The organism is Thermosulfuriphilus ammonigenes (assembly GCF_011207455.1).
In the GTDB taxonomy this organism is placed as follows: Bacteria; Desulfobacterota; Thermodesulfobacteria; order Thermodesulfobacteriales; family ST65; genus Thermosulfuriphilus; species Thermosulfuriphilus ammonigenes.
Map to the genome: position 1 here is coordinate 586,694 of NZ_CP048877.1, position 17,205 is coordinate 603,898.

Annotated in this window: 17 protein-coding genes; 2 read left to right on the forward strand and 15 right to left on the reverse strand. The window is 53.8% G+C overall.

Annotated elements, in window-relative coordinates; all coding sequences use genetic code 11:
* Positions 1-72: 72 nt before the first annotated feature.
* Genes G4V39_RS02775 through xseA form a run of 6 tightly spaced genes read right to left on the reverse strand, consistent with a single transcriptional unit; the run spans position 73 to position 5,912 of the window.
* Positions 73-828 (reverse strand): TlyA family RNA methyltransferase, encoded by a 756-nt coding sequence (locus tag G4V39_RS02775; protein ID WP_246169712.1) that lies wholly within the window; start codon positions 826-828, stop codon positions 73-75.
* The gene (gene dxs, locus G4V39_RS02780) at positions 791-2,695 is read right to left on the reverse strand and encodes a 1-deoxy-D-xylulose-5-phosphate synthase (protein WP_166031492.1); all 1,905 of its coding nucleotides are present in this window, start codon (positions 2,693-2,695) and stop codon (positions 791-793) included. Before dxs ends, G4V39_RS02775 begins: the two co-directional genes overlap by 38 nt.
* 12 nt (positions 2,696-2,707) lie before the next feature.
* Positions 2,708-3,607, reverse strand: coding sequence for a polyprenyl synthetase family protein (locus G4V39_RS02785; RefSeq protein ID WP_210412167.1), 900 nt, complete (start codon positions 3,605-3,607; stop codon positions 2,708-2,710).
* Positions 3,600-3,833 (reverse strand): exodeoxyribonuclease VII small subunit, encoded by a 234-nt coding sequence (locus tag G4V39_RS02790; protein WP_166031493.1) that lies wholly within the window; start codon positions 3,831-3,833, stop codon positions 3,600-3,602. Before G4V39_RS02790 ends, G4V39_RS02785 begins: the two co-directional genes overlap by 8 nt.
* Entirely contained in the window at positions 3,814-4,674 is an 861-nt protein-coding gene (locus G4V39_RS02795) for a M23 family metallopeptidase (protein ID WP_166031494.1), read from the reverse strand. The genes G4V39_RS02790 and G4V39_RS02795 overlap by 20 nt, the downstream gene beginning before the upstream one ends.
* Positions 4,647-5,912 (reverse strand): exodeoxyribonuclease VII large subunit, encoded by a 1,266-nt coding sequence (gene xseA, locus G4V39_RS02800; RefSeq protein WP_166031495.1) that lies wholly within the window; start codon positions 5,910-5,912, stop codon positions 4,647-4,649. The genes G4V39_RS02795 and xseA overlap by 28 nt, the downstream gene beginning before the upstream one ends.
* An 82-nt stretch (positions 5,913-5,994) precedes the next feature.
* Here xseA and dnaJ point away from each other — a divergent pair, with 82 nt between their 5' ends.
* Positions 5,995-7,065, forward strand: coding sequence for a molecular chaperone DnaJ (dnaJ, locus tag G4V39_RS02805; RefSeq protein WP_166031496.1), 1,071 nt, complete (start codon positions 5,995-5,997; stop codon positions 7,063-7,065).
* On the opposite strand, the gene G4V39_RS02810 is transcribed toward dnaJ, so the two are convergent.
* Entirely contained in the window at positions 7,062-8,597 is a 1,536-nt protein-coding gene (locus G4V39_RS02810; protein ID WP_166031497.1) for a two-component system sensor histidine kinase NtrB, read from the reverse strand. The two genes, dnaJ and G4V39_RS02810, sit on opposite strands and share 4 nt — an antisense overlap.
* Before the next feature lie 7 nt (positions 8,598-8,604).
* Positions 8,605-9,972, reverse strand: coding sequence for a sigma-54-dependent transcriptional regulator (locus G4V39_RS02815; protein ID WP_246169715.1), 1,368 nt, complete (start codon positions 9,970-9,972; stop codon positions 8,605-8,607).
* A gap of 198 nt (positions 9,973-10,170) precedes the next feature.
* Between G4V39_RS02815 and G4V39_RS02820 the strand changes: the two genes are divergently transcribed.
* Positions 10,171-11,187 (forward strand): vitamin K epoxide reductase family protein, encoded by a 1,017-nt coding sequence (locus G4V39_RS02820; protein WP_181494219.1) that lies wholly within the window; start codon positions 10,171-10,173, stop codon positions 11,185-11,187.
* On the opposite strand, the gene G4V39_RS02825 is transcribed toward G4V39_RS02820, so the two are convergent.
* From G4V39_RS02825 to G4V39_RS02855, 7 genes are all read right to left on the reverse strand, one after another.
* Positions 11,153-11,797 carry a precorrin-2 dehydrogenase/sirohydrochlorin ferrochelatase family protein gene (locus G4V39_RS02825; protein WP_246169717.1) on the reverse strand — a complete coding sequence of 215 codons (645 nt, stop codon included), beginning with the start codon at positions 11,795-11,797 and terminating at the stop codon, positions 11,153-11,155. The two genes, G4V39_RS02820 and G4V39_RS02825, sit on opposite strands and share 35 nt — an antisense overlap.
* 19 nt (positions 11,798-11,816) lie before the next feature.
* The gene (locus G4V39_RS02830) at positions 11,817-12,158 is read right to left on the reverse strand and encodes an Mth938-like domain-containing protein (RefSeq protein ID WP_166031500.1); all 342 of its coding nucleotides are present in this window, start codon (positions 12,156-12,158) and stop codon (positions 11,817-11,819) included.
* 9 nt (positions 12,159-12,167) lie between these two features.
* Entirely contained in the window at positions 12,168-13,415 is a 1,248-nt protein-coding gene (locus tag G4V39_RS02835; protein WP_166031501.1) for an MgtC/SapB family protein, read from the reverse strand.
* Positions 13,415-14,239, reverse strand: a complete 825-nt coding sequence (gene larE / locus G4V39_RS02840; RefSeq protein WP_166033044.1) for an ATP-dependent sacrificial sulfur transferase LarE — start codon at positions 14,237-14,239, stop codon at positions 13,415-13,417. Before larE ends, G4V39_RS02835 begins: the two co-directional genes overlap by 1 nt.
* Positions 14,226-15,449: a homocysteine biosynthesis protein gene (locus G4V39_RS02845; protein WP_166031502.1), complete on the reverse strand. Its 1,224-nt coding sequence runs from the start codon at positions 15,447-15,449 to the stop codon at positions 14,226-14,228. The genes larE and G4V39_RS02845 overlap by 14 nt, the downstream gene beginning before the upstream one ends.
* Positions 15,450-15,509: 60 nt before the next feature.
* Positions 15,510-16,466: an SLC13 family permease gene (locus G4V39_RS02850; protein ID WP_246169720.1), complete on the reverse strand. Its 957-nt coding sequence runs from the start codon at positions 16,464-16,466 to the stop codon at positions 15,510-15,512.
* A 113-nt stretch (positions 16,467-16,579) separates the two neighbouring features.
* Positions 16,580-17,185, reverse strand: coding sequence for a CBS and ACT domain-containing protein (locus G4V39_RS02855; RefSeq protein WP_166031504.1), 606 nt, complete (start codon positions 17,183-17,185; stop codon positions 16,580-16,582).
* Positions 17,186-17,205: the final 20 nt, after the last annotated feature.

Here is a 17,205-nt window from a genome sequence, read left to right on the forward strand (position 1 = left end):
ATGAAATATCGTCTTCTGCAAGTTTGAAGTTAAGTTTTATCCCTCAATCTGTCCACCTGATTACCTCCTTCTTCAGGCTGGTACCTTGAGCCAGATCAAAAACTCTCGGTTCCCTTTAGGCCCCAATATAGGAGAGGGGATGAGCCCTTTGTCCTCCAGCCCCTCGGCGGCAAAAAAGTCTTGCAAACGGGAGATGACCTTCCGGTGCTTTTGGGGGTCTTTCACTACCCCACCACGGCCCACCTCTCCTCGTCCCACTTCAAACTGCGGCTTTATCAAGGCGATGATGTCCCCTCCTGGGACAACCAGCTTTTTGACCGCCGGTATTATCTTGGTAAGAGAGATAAAAGAGACATCGATTACCGCAAGATCAACTAACTCCCCCAGGTCTTTAAGGCGTAGGTAGCGCGCGTTTGTTCGCTCCAAAACCACCACCCGGGGATCTTGACGCAGACGCCAGTGAAGTTGGCCATAACCTACATCCACGGCATAGACCCGGGCGGCTCCCCGTTTAAGAAGACAATCGGTAAACCCTCCTGTGGAAGCTCCCACATCAAGGGCCCTTTTCCCTGCAACCGAAATCCCGAAGGCCTCAATGGCCGCCTCCAGCTTTAGGCCTCCTCGGCTCACATAAGGACAAACCGGCCCTCTGACCTCTACTCTAGCCTCTTCAGGAACCAGGGCGCCGGCCTTATCAACCCTTTGTCCCTCCACGAAGACCTGACCGGCCATAATGGCCGCCTGGGCCTTCTGGCGGCTCTCAAAAAGCCCCCGTTGGACAAGAAGTTTGTCAAGACGCTGGCGAGACAATGAGCCTCGGACCTTCACTGCTTAAAAAATTCAGGATGGAATCTTTAATTTTGGGGGTTGTAAGTCCCAGTTTATCCCGAAGGATGGCCGGGGAGCCGTGTTCCACGAAGACATCCGGAATCCCAAGGCGCATCAAGGGAACAGAGAGTCTCCGATCGGCAAGGAGTTCGGCCACGGCGCTACCAAAACCTCCGATAAGGCTGTTTTCTTCAATGGTCATCAGACGATCATGACCCTGGGCCAGATCCAGAATTAGTTCTTCATCAAGGGGTTTGGCAAAGCGAGCGTTGACCACCGTAACCGAGACCCCCTGAGAGGAAAGCTCCTCGGCCGCCTTAAGGGCCGGCCAAACGGTGGCTCCAATGGCCAAGACAAGGATATCCTGCCCCTCCCGGAGCACTTCAGCCCGCCCGATGGGGATGGCCTTAAGCTCCCAATCCAGACTTACCCCCACCCCTGAGCCCCGAGGGTAGCGAAGGGCAATGGGACCTCGGTAGACCATAGCCGTGTAGAGCATGTGCTGAAGTTCATTTTCGTCCTTGGGGGCCATGACCACCATGTTGGGGATCAGGCGGAGATAAGAAAGGTCGAACTGCCCCTGATGGGTAGGGCCATCTTCCCCCACAATCCCCCCTCTATCGAGGGCAAAGATTACGTGTTGTTTGGTCAAACAAACATCGTGAATGATCTGATCAAAGGAGCGCTGCAAAAAGGTAGAATAAATAGCGCAGACAGGGATAAGCCCCTCAATGGCCAGGCCGGCAGCAAAAGTAACCGCATGCTGTTCACAGATGCCCACATCAAAGAAGCGTTCCGGAAACCGCCGGGCAAAGTCCTTAAGCCCTGTTCCGGTAGGCATGGCCGCAGTAATGGCCACCAGACGAGGCTCCTCCTCCGCCAGCCGGATCATAGTCTGCCCAAAGACTTGGGTGTAATCCGGAGGCCGAGGCCCTTTACGCCGCGGCCGGCCAGTGACCACATCAAAGGGACCTAGACCATGAAAACGTTCGGGTTCCTCCTCGGCCGGAGGGTATCCTTTGCCTTTCTTGGTGAGGACATGAACCAGAACCGGCCCCTCTAGTTCCTTGACGTTTTTAAGGGTTGGAATGAGCACATCTAACCGATGGCCGGGCAGGGGCCCAACATATTCAAAATTAAGGGCCTCGAAAAGCATTCCCGGAGTAAGAAACCCCTTAAGGGTGTCCTCGCTCCTTTTGAGGATATGAACGATCTGGTCTCCCCCGGGAAGATTGCGGAAGAAGCCCTCGAGCTCCTTTTTCACCCGAGTGGCCACCCTCCCGGTAAGCTTACGGGAAAGAAAAGACGAAAGGGCTCCCACGTTGGGAGAGATAGACATCTCGTTGTCGTTTAGAATGACGATGAGATTCTTGCGGATATGGCCAGTATTATTAAGGCCCTCGAAGGCAAGGCCCGCGGTCATAGAGCCGTCTCCGATAACCACCACCACCCGCCCGGGCTTTCCCTGGAGCTCCATGGCCACCGCCATACCCAGACCGGCCGAAATGGAGGTGGAGGAGTGGCCGGTGTCCAGGGCATCATAGGGGCTTTCAGAACGTTTGGGAAAGCCAGAGATTCCTCCATAAGTACGCAAGGTGTGAAAGACGTCTCTTCGGCCAGTAACCAGCTTGTGGGCATAGGCCTGGTGGCCAACATCCCAGACTATGCGATCCTGGGGGGCATCAAAGACATAATGAATGGCCAGGGTAAGCTCCACCGTCCCCAGGTTAGGAGCCAGGTGGCCGCCGTTTTCGGAGACCGTCTGAATGATGGTCTCCCTGATCTCCCGGGCCAATTCTCTAAGCTCTGGGAGACGAAGTCTTTTAAGGTCCTTTGGGCTATCGATGCGGTCAAGGATCCTGGTCATGCTCGTCTCACCTCACATCTTTCTCTCTACAATATACCGGGCAATGGCCTTAAGGACATCACCTCTGTCTCCCAAAGGCTCGAGGGCCTTCTCTGCCTCGCTGACCAACTTATAGGCCTGATCTCTAGCGGCCTGGAGGCCGAACATCTGGGGATAGGTGGGCTTGCCGTGTCTAAGATCAGAGCCTACCGGTTTACCCAACAAGGCCTCATCTCCGGTGATGTCCAGGATGTCGTCAACGATCTGGAAGGCCAGGCCAATCTTCTCCCCATAGAGCCGGAGGGCTCCCAGCTCCCGGCTATTGCAGCCGGCCAGAACCCCCCCGGCAACCACCGAGGCCTGAATGAGGGCCGCCGTCTTGTGGAAGTGAATAAACTTAAGCTCTTCAGGGGCAATTTCTCGACCTTCGGCCAGAATATCCGCCGTCTGTCCCCCCACCATACCGGCCACACCAGCAGCTTGAGCCACAAGGGAGATGGTCTCCAGGGCCGCCAGGGGCCCAACCCTGGCTACCAGCTCTTTAAGACTCAAGAGCTCAAAGGCCAGGGTGAGCAAGGCATCCCCAGCCAAAATGGCCAGGGCCTCTCCGAACCTCTTGTGGCAGGTGGGACGGCCGCGCCGCAGATCATCGTCATCCATAGCAGGGAGATCATCGTGAATGAGGGAATAGGTGTGAATACACTCCAGAGCACAGGCCGCTGGCAGATAGACCTTCAGGTCTTCGTTTTTTGTGGCCGCTGCCGTAAGAAGAAGGATGGGACGAAGGCGTTTCCCCCCGGCAAAGACGCTGTAACGCATGGCCTCAATCACCGGAGCCGCCCCACCCTCTGGGCGAGGGAGATAGTGATCCAGGGCCTCATCTACCAAAGCCTTAAGGGAAGAAAGATAGCGAATAAGGTCGGAACTACTCACCGGATTCCTCAGGAAAGGGGATAAATTCTACCTGACCATCTGGCTGGCCAATAAGCAGCTCTACCTTTCGTTCGGCCTCATCAAGCATCTGATTAAGGGCTCGCGAAAGCCTGATGCCTTCTTCAAACTTCTTCAGGGAATCCTCCAGGGAAAGGCCCTCTGATTCCAGCTCGGAGACAATCTTCTCCAGGCTCTGGAGCCCGGCCTCAAAGTCCTTCAGTTCCATGGGAAGTCTCCTTCCTGACCGAAAATGGTCTTAAAGTAATGAGGCTTAGGGGATCCACCCGAAGCCCCGTCAGTGAGACACCAAAGTGAAGGTGGGGCCCGGTTACCCGGCCGGTACGACCCACCAGGCCTATACGCTGCCCCCGGCGGACTTTATCCCCTTCGGTCACCACGATTTCTTTAAGGTGGCAATAAATACTGTAAAGACCTAGACCATGATTGATGACCACAGTGCGCCCGGAGAGATAAAAGTCTCCCGTCAAAACCACCTGACCATCGCCAAAGGCAACTACTGGAGTGCCTTCAGGGGCGGCAAAATCCACTCCCATATGAGGGCTTCGGGGTTGTCCATTAAGGATACGCCTAAGCCCAAAGGGGCTGGAGAGACGCCCCTCCACAGGACGAACAAAGGGGCCGAGATAAGGTTCCTCCCTGGTCACGGGCTTGAGGGCCTCAAGCAACCTGGCCCTTTCTCTCTTTATCCGAGCCAGGGTCTTTTTATCAAAGGTGACCATCTTTGGGGGGAGCTTAAGGTGTTCCTCAGGAAAGGTCTTGGGGATAATGTTCAGCCCCACCCTTGCCCGCTTCCCAGAGGCAAAATGTACCTCTAAGACGGCCCGCCCAGGAGAAGCTCCGTAGGGAACGGCCACAAATCCCCGGGCTTCGGGTCCCAGAGAAACCAGAGGAAAACAATGCTTAAGTAAGCAGGCCTCTTTTGCCCTCCCGGGCACCCTTAGCAGAAAGGCCTCGCCCGGAGCCACAGCAGAGGGAGCCTCTATAGCCTTAGCCCCGGCAGATAAAAGGAGGCAAACTATCAGGACTGAGATTCCAAAACGCGACATAAAACCCTGCCCTTTTTGAGCTTTAATCTTAGAAGGTCTCCCGGACGCACCTGATCCGCCTCGGTAAGAAGACGGCCTTGAGGCAGAATCTCTACCAGGCTGTATCCCCTGGACAGAATACCATAAGGGCTAAGGGCCTCTAAGCGATGCTCTAAGGCCTTAAGCCTGGCCTTCTTGGTGGCCAGATATCTGACTATAGATCGTTCAAGGGCAGAGGTGGCCGCCTCAAGGCGTAGCCTTTTTTCCACCAGACGTCGCCGGGGATCTTTGAGCCTTAGAGTAAGGACTTTTAAGGTCTGCCGGTGCCCCCTGAGCCCTTCTAATACGAGGTCTTGAAGACGTCGTTCTAAGGCCCTGAGGCGTTCTTTCAGCTCACCATGATCCGGAAAGACCATCTGAGCAGCCGCTGTAGGGGTCGGAGCCCGGTGATCGGCCACAAAATCGCAGATGGTAAAATCAACCTCATGCCCTACGGCGGAGACCACCGGAATCCGGCTCCGGGCTACAGCCCGGGCCAGGGCCTCGTCATTGAAGGCCCAGAGATCCTCTAAGGACCCACCGCCTCGACAGATGACAATAACATCTACCGGCAAATGAAGGTTAAAGAAATCCAGGGCCTGACAGATCTCGCCGGCTGCCTCCTGGCCCTGGACCCTGGTAGGGTAAATAATAATTTGCCCCCCCGGAAAGCGCCCCCTCGAAACCCTCAAGAAATCATGAACCGCCGCCCCTGTAGGGGAGGTAATTAAACCCACCCTGGAGGGAACCAGGGGTAGTGATTTTTTGCGGGAGGGATCAAAGAGACCTTCACGGCGCAGACGCTCTTTAAGCTCCTCAAAGGCCATCATCATGGCCCCGGCCCCCCGGGGCTCAACAATAGTGGCAATAAGTTGATATTGTCCTCGAGGCTCATAAAGGCTGAGTCTTCCCAGACAGAGAATTCGAAGCCCGTCCTTAAGGGGAAAGCGGACCTTTGCCGCCTCCCGGCGGAAGAGGACCACCTGGATCTGAGCCATCTCGTCCTTGAGAGAAAAATAGACATGCCCAGAAGAGGGAACGCGTAGATTGGAGACCTCTCCTTCCACCCACACAAAGGGGAAGGCCCCTTCTAAAAGATCTTTTAAAACACGGGTTAGCTCGGAGACGGTAAAGACCCGGGGCTCAAGAGTCTCGTCGGTCTCCAGGGCTCCTTCGGCCAGAGGCGGGGAAGGGATCAGGTTTTCCAGAGAATCCGGCATTGTTTTTCCGGGCCACAAAGCTTATAGTCTTTTGCCGAAAGTTAGCCCAAAGAAGATACTTAGTAAACCGGGTAAAAAAACCATGATCAAGAAAGACCTTTATGAAATTTTAGGCGTCTCTCCCGAGGCCACTCAGGAGGAGATTAAAAAGGCCTACCGGCGTCTGGCCCGAAAATATCATCCGGATCTAAACCCAGGAGACAAAGAGGCTGAGAGGCGCTTTAAAGAGATAAATGAGGCCTATGAGGTCCTCTCTGACCCCAAAAAGAGGGCCGAATACGATCAGCTACGCCAAGCGGCCTCGGCTCACACCTTCACCACCCCTGAGGGTGAAACGGCCTATGATTTCTCGGGTCTTTTTGAGGAGGGTGGTCTCGGAGGTTTTGCCGATCTGTTCGAAGACCTCTTCGGATTTGAGACCAGAAGTCATCGTCCCCGGCGGGGAGAGGACATCATGGCCCGGGTGGAGGTTGACCTGCGGGATGCCGCTTTAGGCCGAGAAATAGAGGTCGAGGTCCCCTACCGAGGTCCATGTCCCACCTGCGGGGGGCAGGGGCTGGATCCAACTGATACTGGCTCATCCTGTCCGGCCTGTGGGGGACAGGGCAAGAAGGATATCCGTCAGAAGGGAATGAGGGTGATCCAGATCTGCAGCCACTGTGGGGGAAGTGGTCGAATAAGGACAAAACCTTGCCCCACCTGCCGCGGAACAGGGGTCTCTGGTCACCGGGAGCGGATAAAGATCAAAGTTCCCCCCGGGGTCAAGGAGGGAGACACCATACGCATTCCGGGCAAGGGTGCCCCAGGAATAATGGGAGGGCCTCCGGGGGACCTGTATGTCCAATTTGTCATCAGGCCTGACCCCCTCTTTGAACGTCGGGGAGATGATCTTTATGTCAAAGTGCCGGTAGACATCTTTACCGCCACCCTAGGGGGCGAGGTGGTCGTTCCCACTATAGATGGTCAGGTAAAAATGAAGATCCCCCCGGGCACTCAGTGCGGCCAAAAGTTTCGCCTAAAGGGTAAGGGCCTCCCGCGGGCCAGAGGTGGTCGCGGAGATGAATATGCCGAGATCATGATTCGGGTTCCAACCCATCTCTCTCCGGAGGCCAAAAAACTTTTTGAGGAACTCAAAAGTAAGATCCACCCTTAGGACCGGGGAATAAAGATTCGGAAGACTGTGCCCTCACCGGCCTGGCTTTTTACCTGGATGTCGCCCCCCCAGGACTCCACCAGACGATGGACAATAGACAGGCCAAGGCCGGTTCCTTCCGGGCGCGTGGTGTAAAAGGGGTTAAAGATATGGTCCAGAGTCTCCGGGGGAATACCGCCCCCGGTATCCCTTACCTCCAGCCAGGCCCCTTCCCGGCCCTCATCAAGAGATATGGTCACCCTACCGTTTGGATGACCGTTGCAGGCCTCTACAGCGTTCATCACCAGGTTGAGTAACACCTGACGGAACTGGTCAGGGTCAAGTTCCAGCTCAAAATCCTCGGCGATAAGATTCTCTATCGGGACTTTCTTAAAGCGACCGTGGCGTCCCACCAAGGAGATGACCTCTTCAGCCACCTGAGCCGGATGGAAGATCCGACGTTTCCCTCGCTCCGGCCGGGCGAAAAGGAAAAAATCATCCGACAAAGACTCCAGACGCTCTGCCTCCCGGAGGATTATCTCTAGCAAGGGTTGACCTTCCACAGAGACCAGTTCCTGCTCCTTTAGAAGTTGCGCCGCGCCACTTATACTGGTGAGAGGATTCCTGATTTCATGAACCAGGCCATCGGCCATATGGCCTAAGGCTGCCAGGCGCTCGATACGACGCATCTGTCCTTCCCGGCGTTTGATCTCTGTAATGTCTTGAAAGATGATCCCCCTTCCCAAGACCTGACCGGAATCATCGGTAATATCAAAGCAAGAAAGTCCCAGGATGATCTCTCCCCGTTGCGGATGTTTAAGGGTTAAATCTTGACGTTCACTACACTCGACAGCAGCCATTTCCGGGATGATCTCTGCCAGGGGCCTTTGCTGAAAGGTCGAAAGAGGCCGGCCGAGAATCTCTTCGGCCCGCCGGTTGACCAGGGTCAGGTTTCCCTGGGCATCGGTTATAATGAGCCCTGACTGAAGGCTGTGGAACACATGATGTTGGATCTTCTCCAGTCGCCGGATATCCGCCTCTCTCTGATGAACCTTGGCCTGGACAAGAGTGATATCTCGAACGAGCCGCAGGGTCATAAGACCTACCAGAGAAAAGGCCCCCAGATCCAAAAAATAAAAGAAGACCTCCTCGGACCTAATCGCCCGGCCTCCTTTAAGAAGGGGAGGCCAATAAATGATGGTCAGACCCAGGGCCACCACGCCCATGGTCAGGTTGAGGCCACTGCGTCCCAGAAGGACGGCCGCAATAATGACCACCAGAGAGTAAAGAACAATAAAGGGGCTTTGAGGCCCACCGCTAACCCCTATTAGCAAGGTAATGAGAAAGGAGTCTCCCAAAACAAGGGCCCAGGCCAAACGATGAGCCGAGACCCCCATCTTGGAGGCCACCAAAATGGCCAGACTAAGGGCAAAGGAGGCGCCCACCACCCAGAAGAAGGCCTCATGGAAAAGATCCTTAAGGACAACTCCCCCGGCCAGAACTGCCAGTAAAATGACCAGCTTCAGGGCGTTGATAACCGAGAAACGAAACATTGGTGTTTTAGAGGTTGTATTTGGCCAGGCGATACCTGAAAGAACGAAAGTTGAGACCAAGTAGTTTGGCCGCCTCGGTCTTTACTCCGCCGGTGCGTTCAAGGGCCTGTTTGAGAAGATCCATCTCTATTTTGGCCAGAAGTTCCTCGAGATCCAACCCCTTCTCTGGCAAAGTAATACGAAAATCCTTCTGGCCGTTGTCCCCTTCCTCCTGACGTTTGCTCCGGGAAAGAACCAGACTTTCGGGCAGGATGAGGCTTCCCGTCTCCAGGGCCACCGAACGCTCAATGATATTTTCCAGCTCTCGAATATTTCCGGGGAAGTCGTATTCTTCCAAGGCCTTAAGGGCATAAGCTGAAATGCCCTCAACCTTTTTACCCATCTGACGGGCGTACTTGTCTAAGAAATATTGGACCAAAACCGGGATATCCTCTCGCCTCTCTCTTAGTGGCGGAACGTGAATGCTGATAACGTTTAGTCGGTAGTAGAGGTCCTCTCGAAAATTTCCGGCCAGAACCTCCTTTTCTAAATCCCGGTTGGTGGCCGAAATTATCCGGACGTCAACCTCGATCTCCTGGGTTTCTCCCAACGGAATAAAACTTTTCTGTTGGACAACCCGGAGAAGCTTTACCTGAAGCTCGGGTGGAAGCTCCCCTATCTCATCCAAAAAGATGGTTCCACCATGGGCCACGGCAAAAAGGCCCTTTTTCTCCCGGGTGGCCCCGGTAAAGGCCCCTCGGCTGTAACCAAAAAGCTCGCTTTCCAAGAGATTGGCCGGGATGCCACCGCAGTTGACAACCACAAAAGGGCGATCCTTCCGGGGACTCAAACGGTGAATGGCCCGGGCAATGAGCTCCTTACCCGTGCCTGACTCTCCAGTGATGAGAACATTAGACGGGGCCTGGGCTACCTTAGGCAGAAGGGAGAAGATCTTGCGCATGGCCGCACTCTTGGCCACCATGCCTTCAAACTGAACTATCTGCTCCCCCTTAGGCTCACCCTCGCGGCTCTTTTCGGCCTTCTTGAGGGCCCGGGCCACCGTCTCTCGAAGTTCAGAAAGGTTAAAGGGTTTGGTCACATAATCAAAGGCCCCCTCCCTCATGGCCGAAACGGCCGTATCCATAGAGGCAAAGGCCGTGATCATGATCACTGGAATCTGGGGCCAGCGGCCCTTGATCTCCTTAAGGAGAGAGAGGCCATCCATCTCCGGCATCCTGATATCGGCCAAAACCACATCTACAGGCTGCTTCTCCATGAGCTTAAGGGCCTCTTTGCCTGTCTCCGCGGTGAAGACCTGATACCCATCCTTGCTGAAGAGAATATCCAGAAACTGGCGCAGGCTCCTGTCATCATCAACAATGAGCAGATGGGCCATCATCTGCCTCCCTGTTATAAAATCCGGCGCTTCTCTTAAATTTTTGTCGTCAGAAAGGAACATTTTGTTAAATAATTTGTCACCCGTTGACGTTTTTTGTTATTAGGGAAGCGCAACTAGTAAGGCCCTTTATCAGGGGGGCAGAATTTCACCGCCTTTAGGTGGCGGCCGATTCTAGATAATATGCCCCAAAGAGAGATGACTTCCCGAGGCTCCGGACCCACAAGATTGGAACCCCTCTTTGAACTCTCCAAAAGCCGTGGAGACAGAGGCGGCCTTTGGGCCCTAGGGCTTTGCTTCCTGGCTGCGGCCGGTCTCTCTACAGAGGTTCTCCTTCAGATATACAAAGGGAAAAGCGTCTGTCCCAACGAGGTCTGTGCCCTGGTAGGAGAATACGTCCTTATCGGCGAGCGAGGGCTTATGACTATAGGGGCGGCTTTCTTCTGGATCCTCTTTGGCCTTATATTTTTTAGCCGCCGTTATCCCCGGCCCTGGCTTAAGGCCTTGCCCCAGATAGCCCTTCTGGGGGCCCTGGCCTTTGACGGCCTTCTTATGGGATTCCAGGTTTTTAAGATCCAGAAACTCTGTCTCATCTGTCTGGCCACGGCCTTAGTCCTTATCACCATTCATTTGGTTTATTCATTTGGTCTTAAAAGCTTTGCCGTAGCCGTAGCCGGACTGGCTGTCTGGACCGGGGCCTTTGCCGGCAATGGTCTTCTTAAGATGCCCCAGGGCCCTAAGGGCCCGGTTAACTTCGTTTTTTACAGTCTTCGGGCCACCAATGGGCCAGAATTCCCCCGTTTAACTCTGATCTTCAGTCTTCATTGTCCCCACTGCCTGAAGGTCATTGAAAGGCTCTCCGAAATCCCCCCTGGGGGCCTAAATCTCCGGCTGGCTACAGTAGATACTGACGCAGAGGCCTTAGAGAAGTTAAGTTCTTTCCTCAAAGAGGCCCCCAAAAGTGATCAGCCCCTCTCCCTACTTCTTAAACTTAAAAGAAGTGCTCCTTCCGAGAAGAAGGCCATCCCTGCCGGACTTGTCGCGGCCGCCCAGGCCGCCCGTGAGTTTCTCTTTGCCCAAGGCCTTTATGGGATCCCTGTCTTGATGGTGGAAGAGGGGCCTGACAGGCGTCTTATCTTAAGTGGAGAAGAGGCCATAATGACCTATCTCCAGCAGGTCTTCACTCCCGAAGGCTCAAACCAAGAGGGGCGATGAATTCTGCCACTTTATCCTCCCTGCCCTCAGCCAGCCACTGGGGGATAGGAGAGTAAGCCAGCTTTTTGAATATGGCCTCCCTCTCAGAGGCCGGAAGACCTCGAGAGAGAATCTCCCTGCGCCAGCGCCTCATTAACTCCAGAAACCTTCCCCACTCTGGCCCAAAAGACCCCTCAAGCTCTTCCCTTAGCCTTCTGGCCAGGGCCGGACTCGCTCCAGAGGTCGAGATGGCGATGGTTAAATCACCACTTTTGACCACCGAGGGAACAATAAAGCTACAATACTCCGGCTTATCCACCACATTGCAAGGGATTCCAAGGGCTTCGGCCTCGGAGAAGACCGCCTCCTGGACGGCTGGATCATCGGTGGCGGCAATAACCAGCCGCATTCCCCTGAGATCTCCCGGACGATAGCCCCGCATCTCCAGCTCAAGCCGACCTTCTTGGGCCGCCAGACGAATTTCTTCACAGACCTGGGGAGAAACCACCCTGACCTGAGCCTCTGCCTCAAGAAGGGAGGCTATCTTTCGAGCCGCCACCTGGCCACCGCCAACCACCAGGCACTTTTTACCCGCCAATTTGAGAAAGAGTGGATAGTACTTAATGGTCACCTCCTCAAAAAACGCCGCTTTAACAAGTAAGGTGGAAGGCCCCGGCCACCTTTTTCTTCTCTTGCCAGAGACGATTGAACAGATCCACTGCTCGGCCCGTAGGTAAGGCCTCAAACTCAATGGCCTCGCGCTTTAGGGCCTCTTCCACTTCTGGGCTGAGGCTCATAGCCCCATAGGCACCGGTGCCGATAACCAAAAACTCCGGATGGGCCTGGAGAATATCGGCAATATCTTCAGAAAAGAGACGGTGCCCCTCCTTACGCCACCAGTTGGGAACCACCTGGCCGTTTATTACCTTTAGGTCTCGAGAATAGATTTTGCCGGCAATTTTCATCTGACCAAAGCTATAGGCCTCAATCATCGCCCCCTCCTAAAACCAGACTGTCAAAAGCCAGAGGACCCCGGAGACAAAGGCCAAAGCAAGCATGGTCGGCCCTCCGACCCTCAGGCCACCAAAGACCAAAGAATACAGCCCCTTGGCCAGATTATTACTTATAGAGGCCACCACAATGGCCATTTCAATCTCCCGCTGCCCCACTGCCTGATATTTGCCCTGAATTATACCTAAAATGAAGGGGTCAATATCTACAAACCCGATGATACTGGCCAGATAGTGAAGCCCGTATTCTCCGTAGCGTGAGAGCGTCCACCGGGTAATGGCCACCACGGCCACAAAAAGAATAGCAAAAAGGAGGGCCGCCGTCAGCTCAAGGGGGTTCTCTGGACGATCCGAGGGAGTACTCCGGGAAGGGCAGTGACAGAGTCTGTCAAGGATGAGACCGGCCAAACCGGCCAGGCCGGCCACAGCCAAAAAATAGGGGCTAAGGGTCAACCCCAGAGAAAGGTTGAAAAGGCTTACCAGAACCGCCAGACGAAGATACATGGCCCCGGTGGCCAGAACAATGGGGCCCACGGCCTGAGGGCCTTTAATCCTTCTGGCCATAACCACCGTGGTGGCCGTGGAGGAATACACGCCTCCCAGGAAGCCTGAGAGAAGAAGTCCTCTTACCGGGAAAACATAGGCCTGGATAAGATAGCTGGCATACGAGATAGAAGAGACCGCCACTACCGCCAGCCAAATCTGATAAGGGCTTATCTCCAAATAGGGAATCTTTTCCCGGGGCAAAAGGGGAAGAACAACCCCGATCACCAACAGAAACTTGGAAAGGGTAAGAAGTTCTTCCTCAGGAAAGACCCGGGTCAGATAATGAAGGGTGGGTTTTGAATGGAGAAGAACCACTGTGGCTACAGTGATCCCTACCGGCCACCAGATGGGTTTCCCTACCACCATGGGGCCCAAAGTGTAGGTGATAAAGGCTGCGGTCTCACTGGTTATCCCGGTACGGTCTGCAGACATCTTGCGCCAATAGCTAACCAAAAGCAGGGCTGCCAGGGCCACAAGCCCAATAACGTAGGGAAGCAAATGGACAGGATCCAGGATATAAAGAATGAGTCCCAGAATGCCTATAAGGGGAAAGGTCCTTATCCCTCCGAAGTAGGGAACATCTTCCTCTTCTTTAGCCACCTTACGCAGGTGGTCTTCTTCCCTTTCCAGACCAATGATGAAAGAAAGGGCTAAAACAACCAAAAAATCCCGCCAGAAAAAGGAAATATCCACTATTCCTCTTTCTTGAGTTTGCGTCTCCAGCCTTCAAGATCAAGGCTCACATATTTAAACCCCACCCTTTTAACCTCATAGACTATCTCATCGGCCAGGTTAATAAGACGGGCAAAATCTTCCCTGAGGACTTCTATTCTGGCCAGCTCGCCGTGATAGCGGACCCTTAAGGTCTGAAATCCAAAAGGCAAAAGTCTCTCTTCGGCCTCAGCCACCATATCAAGGGCCGTCCGACTGATGGGAACTCCGGTAGGAATGCGGGTGGCCAAACATGGCCCCGAAAACCGATAGGGAGGAGACATCTCCATAAGGGAAAATGATCGAAGGATCTCGTCTTTGTCTAGGCCGGCCTCAAGGAGAGGGGTCTTTACTCCCAGCTCCCGGATGGCCTCCAGCCCTGGCCGGTCCTCCTGGAGATCATCTGCCTGGGTTCCATCTACCAGGGTCCGGAAACCTCTTTCTCGGGCCAGATTCAGAAGGTGGCCATACATGTTTCGTTTGCAATAGTAACAGCGGCGGGAGTCATTGCGGACAAACTCCAGCCACCTTAGGTGATCAAGCTCAAGGTAAGTGTGGTTAACCCCCCAGCGATCAGCCCAGGCCCGGGCCGCCTCGGGAGCTCCCCTCCGAGAGATAGGAGAAACCACCGTAACCGCCAGAAGCTTATCACGCGGGAGCACTCCAGCAGCCACCTTCAGGACAAAGGCGCTATCGATTCCTCCAGAAAAGGCTAAGACTAAAGGGGCCAGCCGAAGGAGGCTTTCCTTTAGGGCCGCAATCTTTTGAACCAGAAGCTGGTCTCTGGCCGAGTTATTCTTCCTCAGCTTCCTTGGCCCCCTTCTGGTTGTTGTTTAGTAAAGATGGGCTGGCCGGAGCCGGGATAGGCTCCTGGGGCTCAGAGAGGAGAAATTTTCCCTCTTTTATCCATCCCTTAAGGATTTCGGCAATTTCCCTGGCCCTTACGTAGCTTGACACCGGCACCGTGGGGACATCCTTGCCCAGAACCCGGATGCTGCCACTGCGAAGCTCCGCATAGGAGACCTCGCCATAGTTACGTTTGATGCCATTGGGATAGTCATAGCCATAGTCCACTATCTGGGTAAAAATCTCCTCGTCAGAGACTCCGGTCCAGGAGGCAATCTCTTCATTAAGGATGGGGATGGGGACCCCAATGCCTACACTCAAAGAACAGCCATAGCCCAACATACTCACTCCCATGATCCAGCGGGGGCTCATCTCCTTCAGGTTACCCATGACCATCAAAGTCCCTGCTGGTCTTTTAGGGACGCCCTTGTTGGTCCGAGGAACATCAGGATTGTGCTGGGTCCCGTACCAAACGATATAGCCCTGGGCCCCGCCCAGAAATATCCTCGTCCCTAGCCCCATGGTCCGATAATAGGGATCATTCATAAGAGGTGATAGCTGCCCGGCAGTGGCATAGTTGGCGTTTCCGGCTCGAGGACGCAGGACTCCCATATAGGTGTAGATAGTTCGTTCGGAGAGATTTATGGCGCAGTTGTAGTTCTGATAGGCATTGCGGGGGTTACAAAGCACCGCATAGGGGAGATCGGCCAGGGTAATCTCCTTCTCCAGATACTTTCGGGGATAACAGTGGGTCCCGTAGGCCTCAGCCCGAAGAAGGAGCTTCTTGCCAGCCACCAGATCCTCAATCACGTGCCCTCCCCCATAACGGAACTCTCCCGGATAGACCTTGTTAAGGGGGTCATCTTCGGATGGTTCTGTGGCTCCGATGTAGATATCTACCGCCGCTAGGCCGGCATAGGCCGGAACCCCATTGATCCAGACCCGATGGGCCTTGATGGTCGGCACAGAATGGCCAAAGTTGATAAAGGCTCCCGAAGAGCACATGGGTGAGAAGGTCCCGGTAGTGACGACGTCCACCTCCTTGGCCGCCTTAACCGGCCCCTCGGTCTTGACGATGTCTATCATTTCCTCCGCCGTAACCACCACGGCCTTACCCTCTCTTATCCGCTGATTAATCTCAGCTATGGTCTTCTCTACCTTGTAGGCCATAAGGACCTCCTCATCTAACGGTTTGGCCTATCATAGGCCAGCAGAGACATTTTTCAATACTCAATAAAGCAACCAGAAAAGACCACTTCCTAAAGCAAAAAACAAATAGCCCCAGAGATGAAAAAGGAGAAGAAAGTGCCCCTGAGAAGAGGATTGTTTAAGATAGAAGCGAAAGGCAATAAGATTGGCCAGAGAGCCGACAAGGCTTCCGAAACCTCCCACATTAACACCCCACAGAAGGGCCGGCCACTGGCGAGTAAAATCGGCCCCCAGAAGGGCCGCCGGCACATTGCTAATAAGCTGGCTGGAGAAGGCAGCCATCCAGAAGACGTGATCTATCTCTTTAATGGAAGATTTCAGGACAAAGGCCAAATTATCAGTAAGGCCAAAAAAACAAAGAAAGGTCAGCAAAAGAAAATAATCAATCTTAATGACTCGATAATCTAAAAAGACAGCCAGGGCCAATACAATCCAGCCTAGCCAAAGGGGAAAAATCTTTAAAATTGTAACCACAAGGGCCAGAAAAAGCCCCAAATAAATTCCGATGGATTGATTAAATTGAACGTCCCGACAGGCCTCAAACCTCAACCCCCTGAGAAAGATGAGACCAAGGATCAAAAGAAGACCCCCGCAGACTATACTCAAAGGGGCTATGGTCTTTAGGAAGGCCCCTGGATGAAGATCATAAAACCAGTAAATGAATAAGTTTTGCGGATTGCCAAACGGGCTGAGAGAAGAACCTGCGTTAGCGGCAATAGCTAGATAGACAATTAAGAGGGCCTTCCTTTGGCTCTGACAACGAAGGGCCACAGGGAGAGTCGCCATAAGGGCCACATCATTGGTGACCACCATGGAAAGGAAAAAGGTAGCCCCTAACAATTTGAGGCCCGAGGCATCTCCTCCAAGGAAACCGGTCATGACTTCAAAGAAGCCGGCCTCCTCTAAACCCCTTATGAGGGCCAAAAAGACAGCCAGAACAAAAATGATCTCAAAGTCTTCCGGGCTGTAAGACGGCAATCTCCTTAATATCAAGGAGCTTAAGATTAAGCCGGTAAAAGAGGCGGTTAAGATCCATTCTCTGATCAGAAACTCAAGGAGCTGATTCCTGGAGGGGATCGCCCTCAAGGGGGTTACTCCAGAACAGAGATAACCCTGTGTCCGGCCTCTTCCAGGGCGGAAACTATAGGTCTGAGGTCGCAGGTCTCAAGACGAATATAGTGAACCTTTTCAAAAGGGGGTTGGGTATCCATACCGATAGAGATGATCTCTACCCCAAAGGAACGAATAATCTGGACAATCTCTTCAAAAGAACCTTCCTTCGTTGCCGGAATAACGTCGATCCGGGAGCTCTGACGCAGAAGGCCCATGAGCTCTACAAAGGCCGCCAGAAGGTCCGTCACCGTGATAATACCCACCAGATTTCCCTCATTGGTTACCACCGGAAGACCGCCTATTTTATGGCGGTAAATTATCCTGGCTGCCTCTTCTACAGAATCGTCAGGGGAGATGGTGATGGGGTCTTTTATCATTACGTCACCGATGTTCATCTTGGAGACCATGGCCGGAAAGAGAAATTGCCTAATGTCGCTCTCGGTAATAAATCCGACCATTTGGCCCTCTTTTACCACCGGCAGGTGTCTGATGGCATGGACCTTCATTAGCTGAATGGCCTCCTCGATGGAGGACTCTGGGGAGATGGTAACCAGTTCCTTAACCATCCAGTTTTTGACCTTCACGGCAGACTCCTTAACCTGGC

Coding starts and splice junctions, on each gene's coding strand:
- G4V39_RS02795 (WP_166031494.1), bottom strand. CDS start 4,674: ATGTCGCGTTTTGGAATCTCAGTCCTGATAGTTTGCCTCCTTTTATCT.
- xseA (WP_166031495.1), bottom strand. CDS start 5,912: ATGCCGGATTCTCTGGAAAACCTGATCCCTTCCCCGCCTCTGGCCGAA.
- G4V39_RS02815 (WP_246169715.1), bottom strand. CDS start 9,972: ATGGCCCATCTGCTCATTGTTGATGATGACAGGAGCCTGCGCCAGTTT.
- G4V39_RS02810 (WP_166031497.1), bottom strand. CDS start 8,597: ATGTTTCGTTTCTCGGTTATCAACGCCCTGAAGCTGGTCATTTTACTG.
- dnaJ (WP_166031496.1), top strand. CDS start 5,995: ATGATCAAGAAAGACCTTTATGAAATTTTAGGCGTCTCTCCCGAGGCC.
- G4V39_RS02790 (WP_166031493.1), bottom strand. CDS start 3,833: ATGGAACTGAAGGACTTTGAGGCCGGGCTCCAGAGCCTGGAGAAGATT.
- G4V39_RS02830 (WP_166031500.1), bottom strand. CDS start 12,158: ATGATTGAGGCCTATAGCTTTGGTCAGATGAAAATTGCCGGCAAAATC.
- G4V39_RS02845 (WP_166031502.1), bottom strand. CDS start 15,449: ATGGCCTACAAGGTAGAGAAGACCATAGCTGAGATTAATCAGCGGATA.
- dxs (WP_166031492.1), bottom strand. CDS start 2,695: ATGACCAGGATCCTTGACCGCATCGATAGCCCAAAGGACCTTAAAAGA.
- G4V39_RS02820 (WP_181494219.1), top strand. CDS start 10,171: ATGACTTCCCGAGGCTCCGGACCCACAAGATTGGAACCCCTCTTTGAA.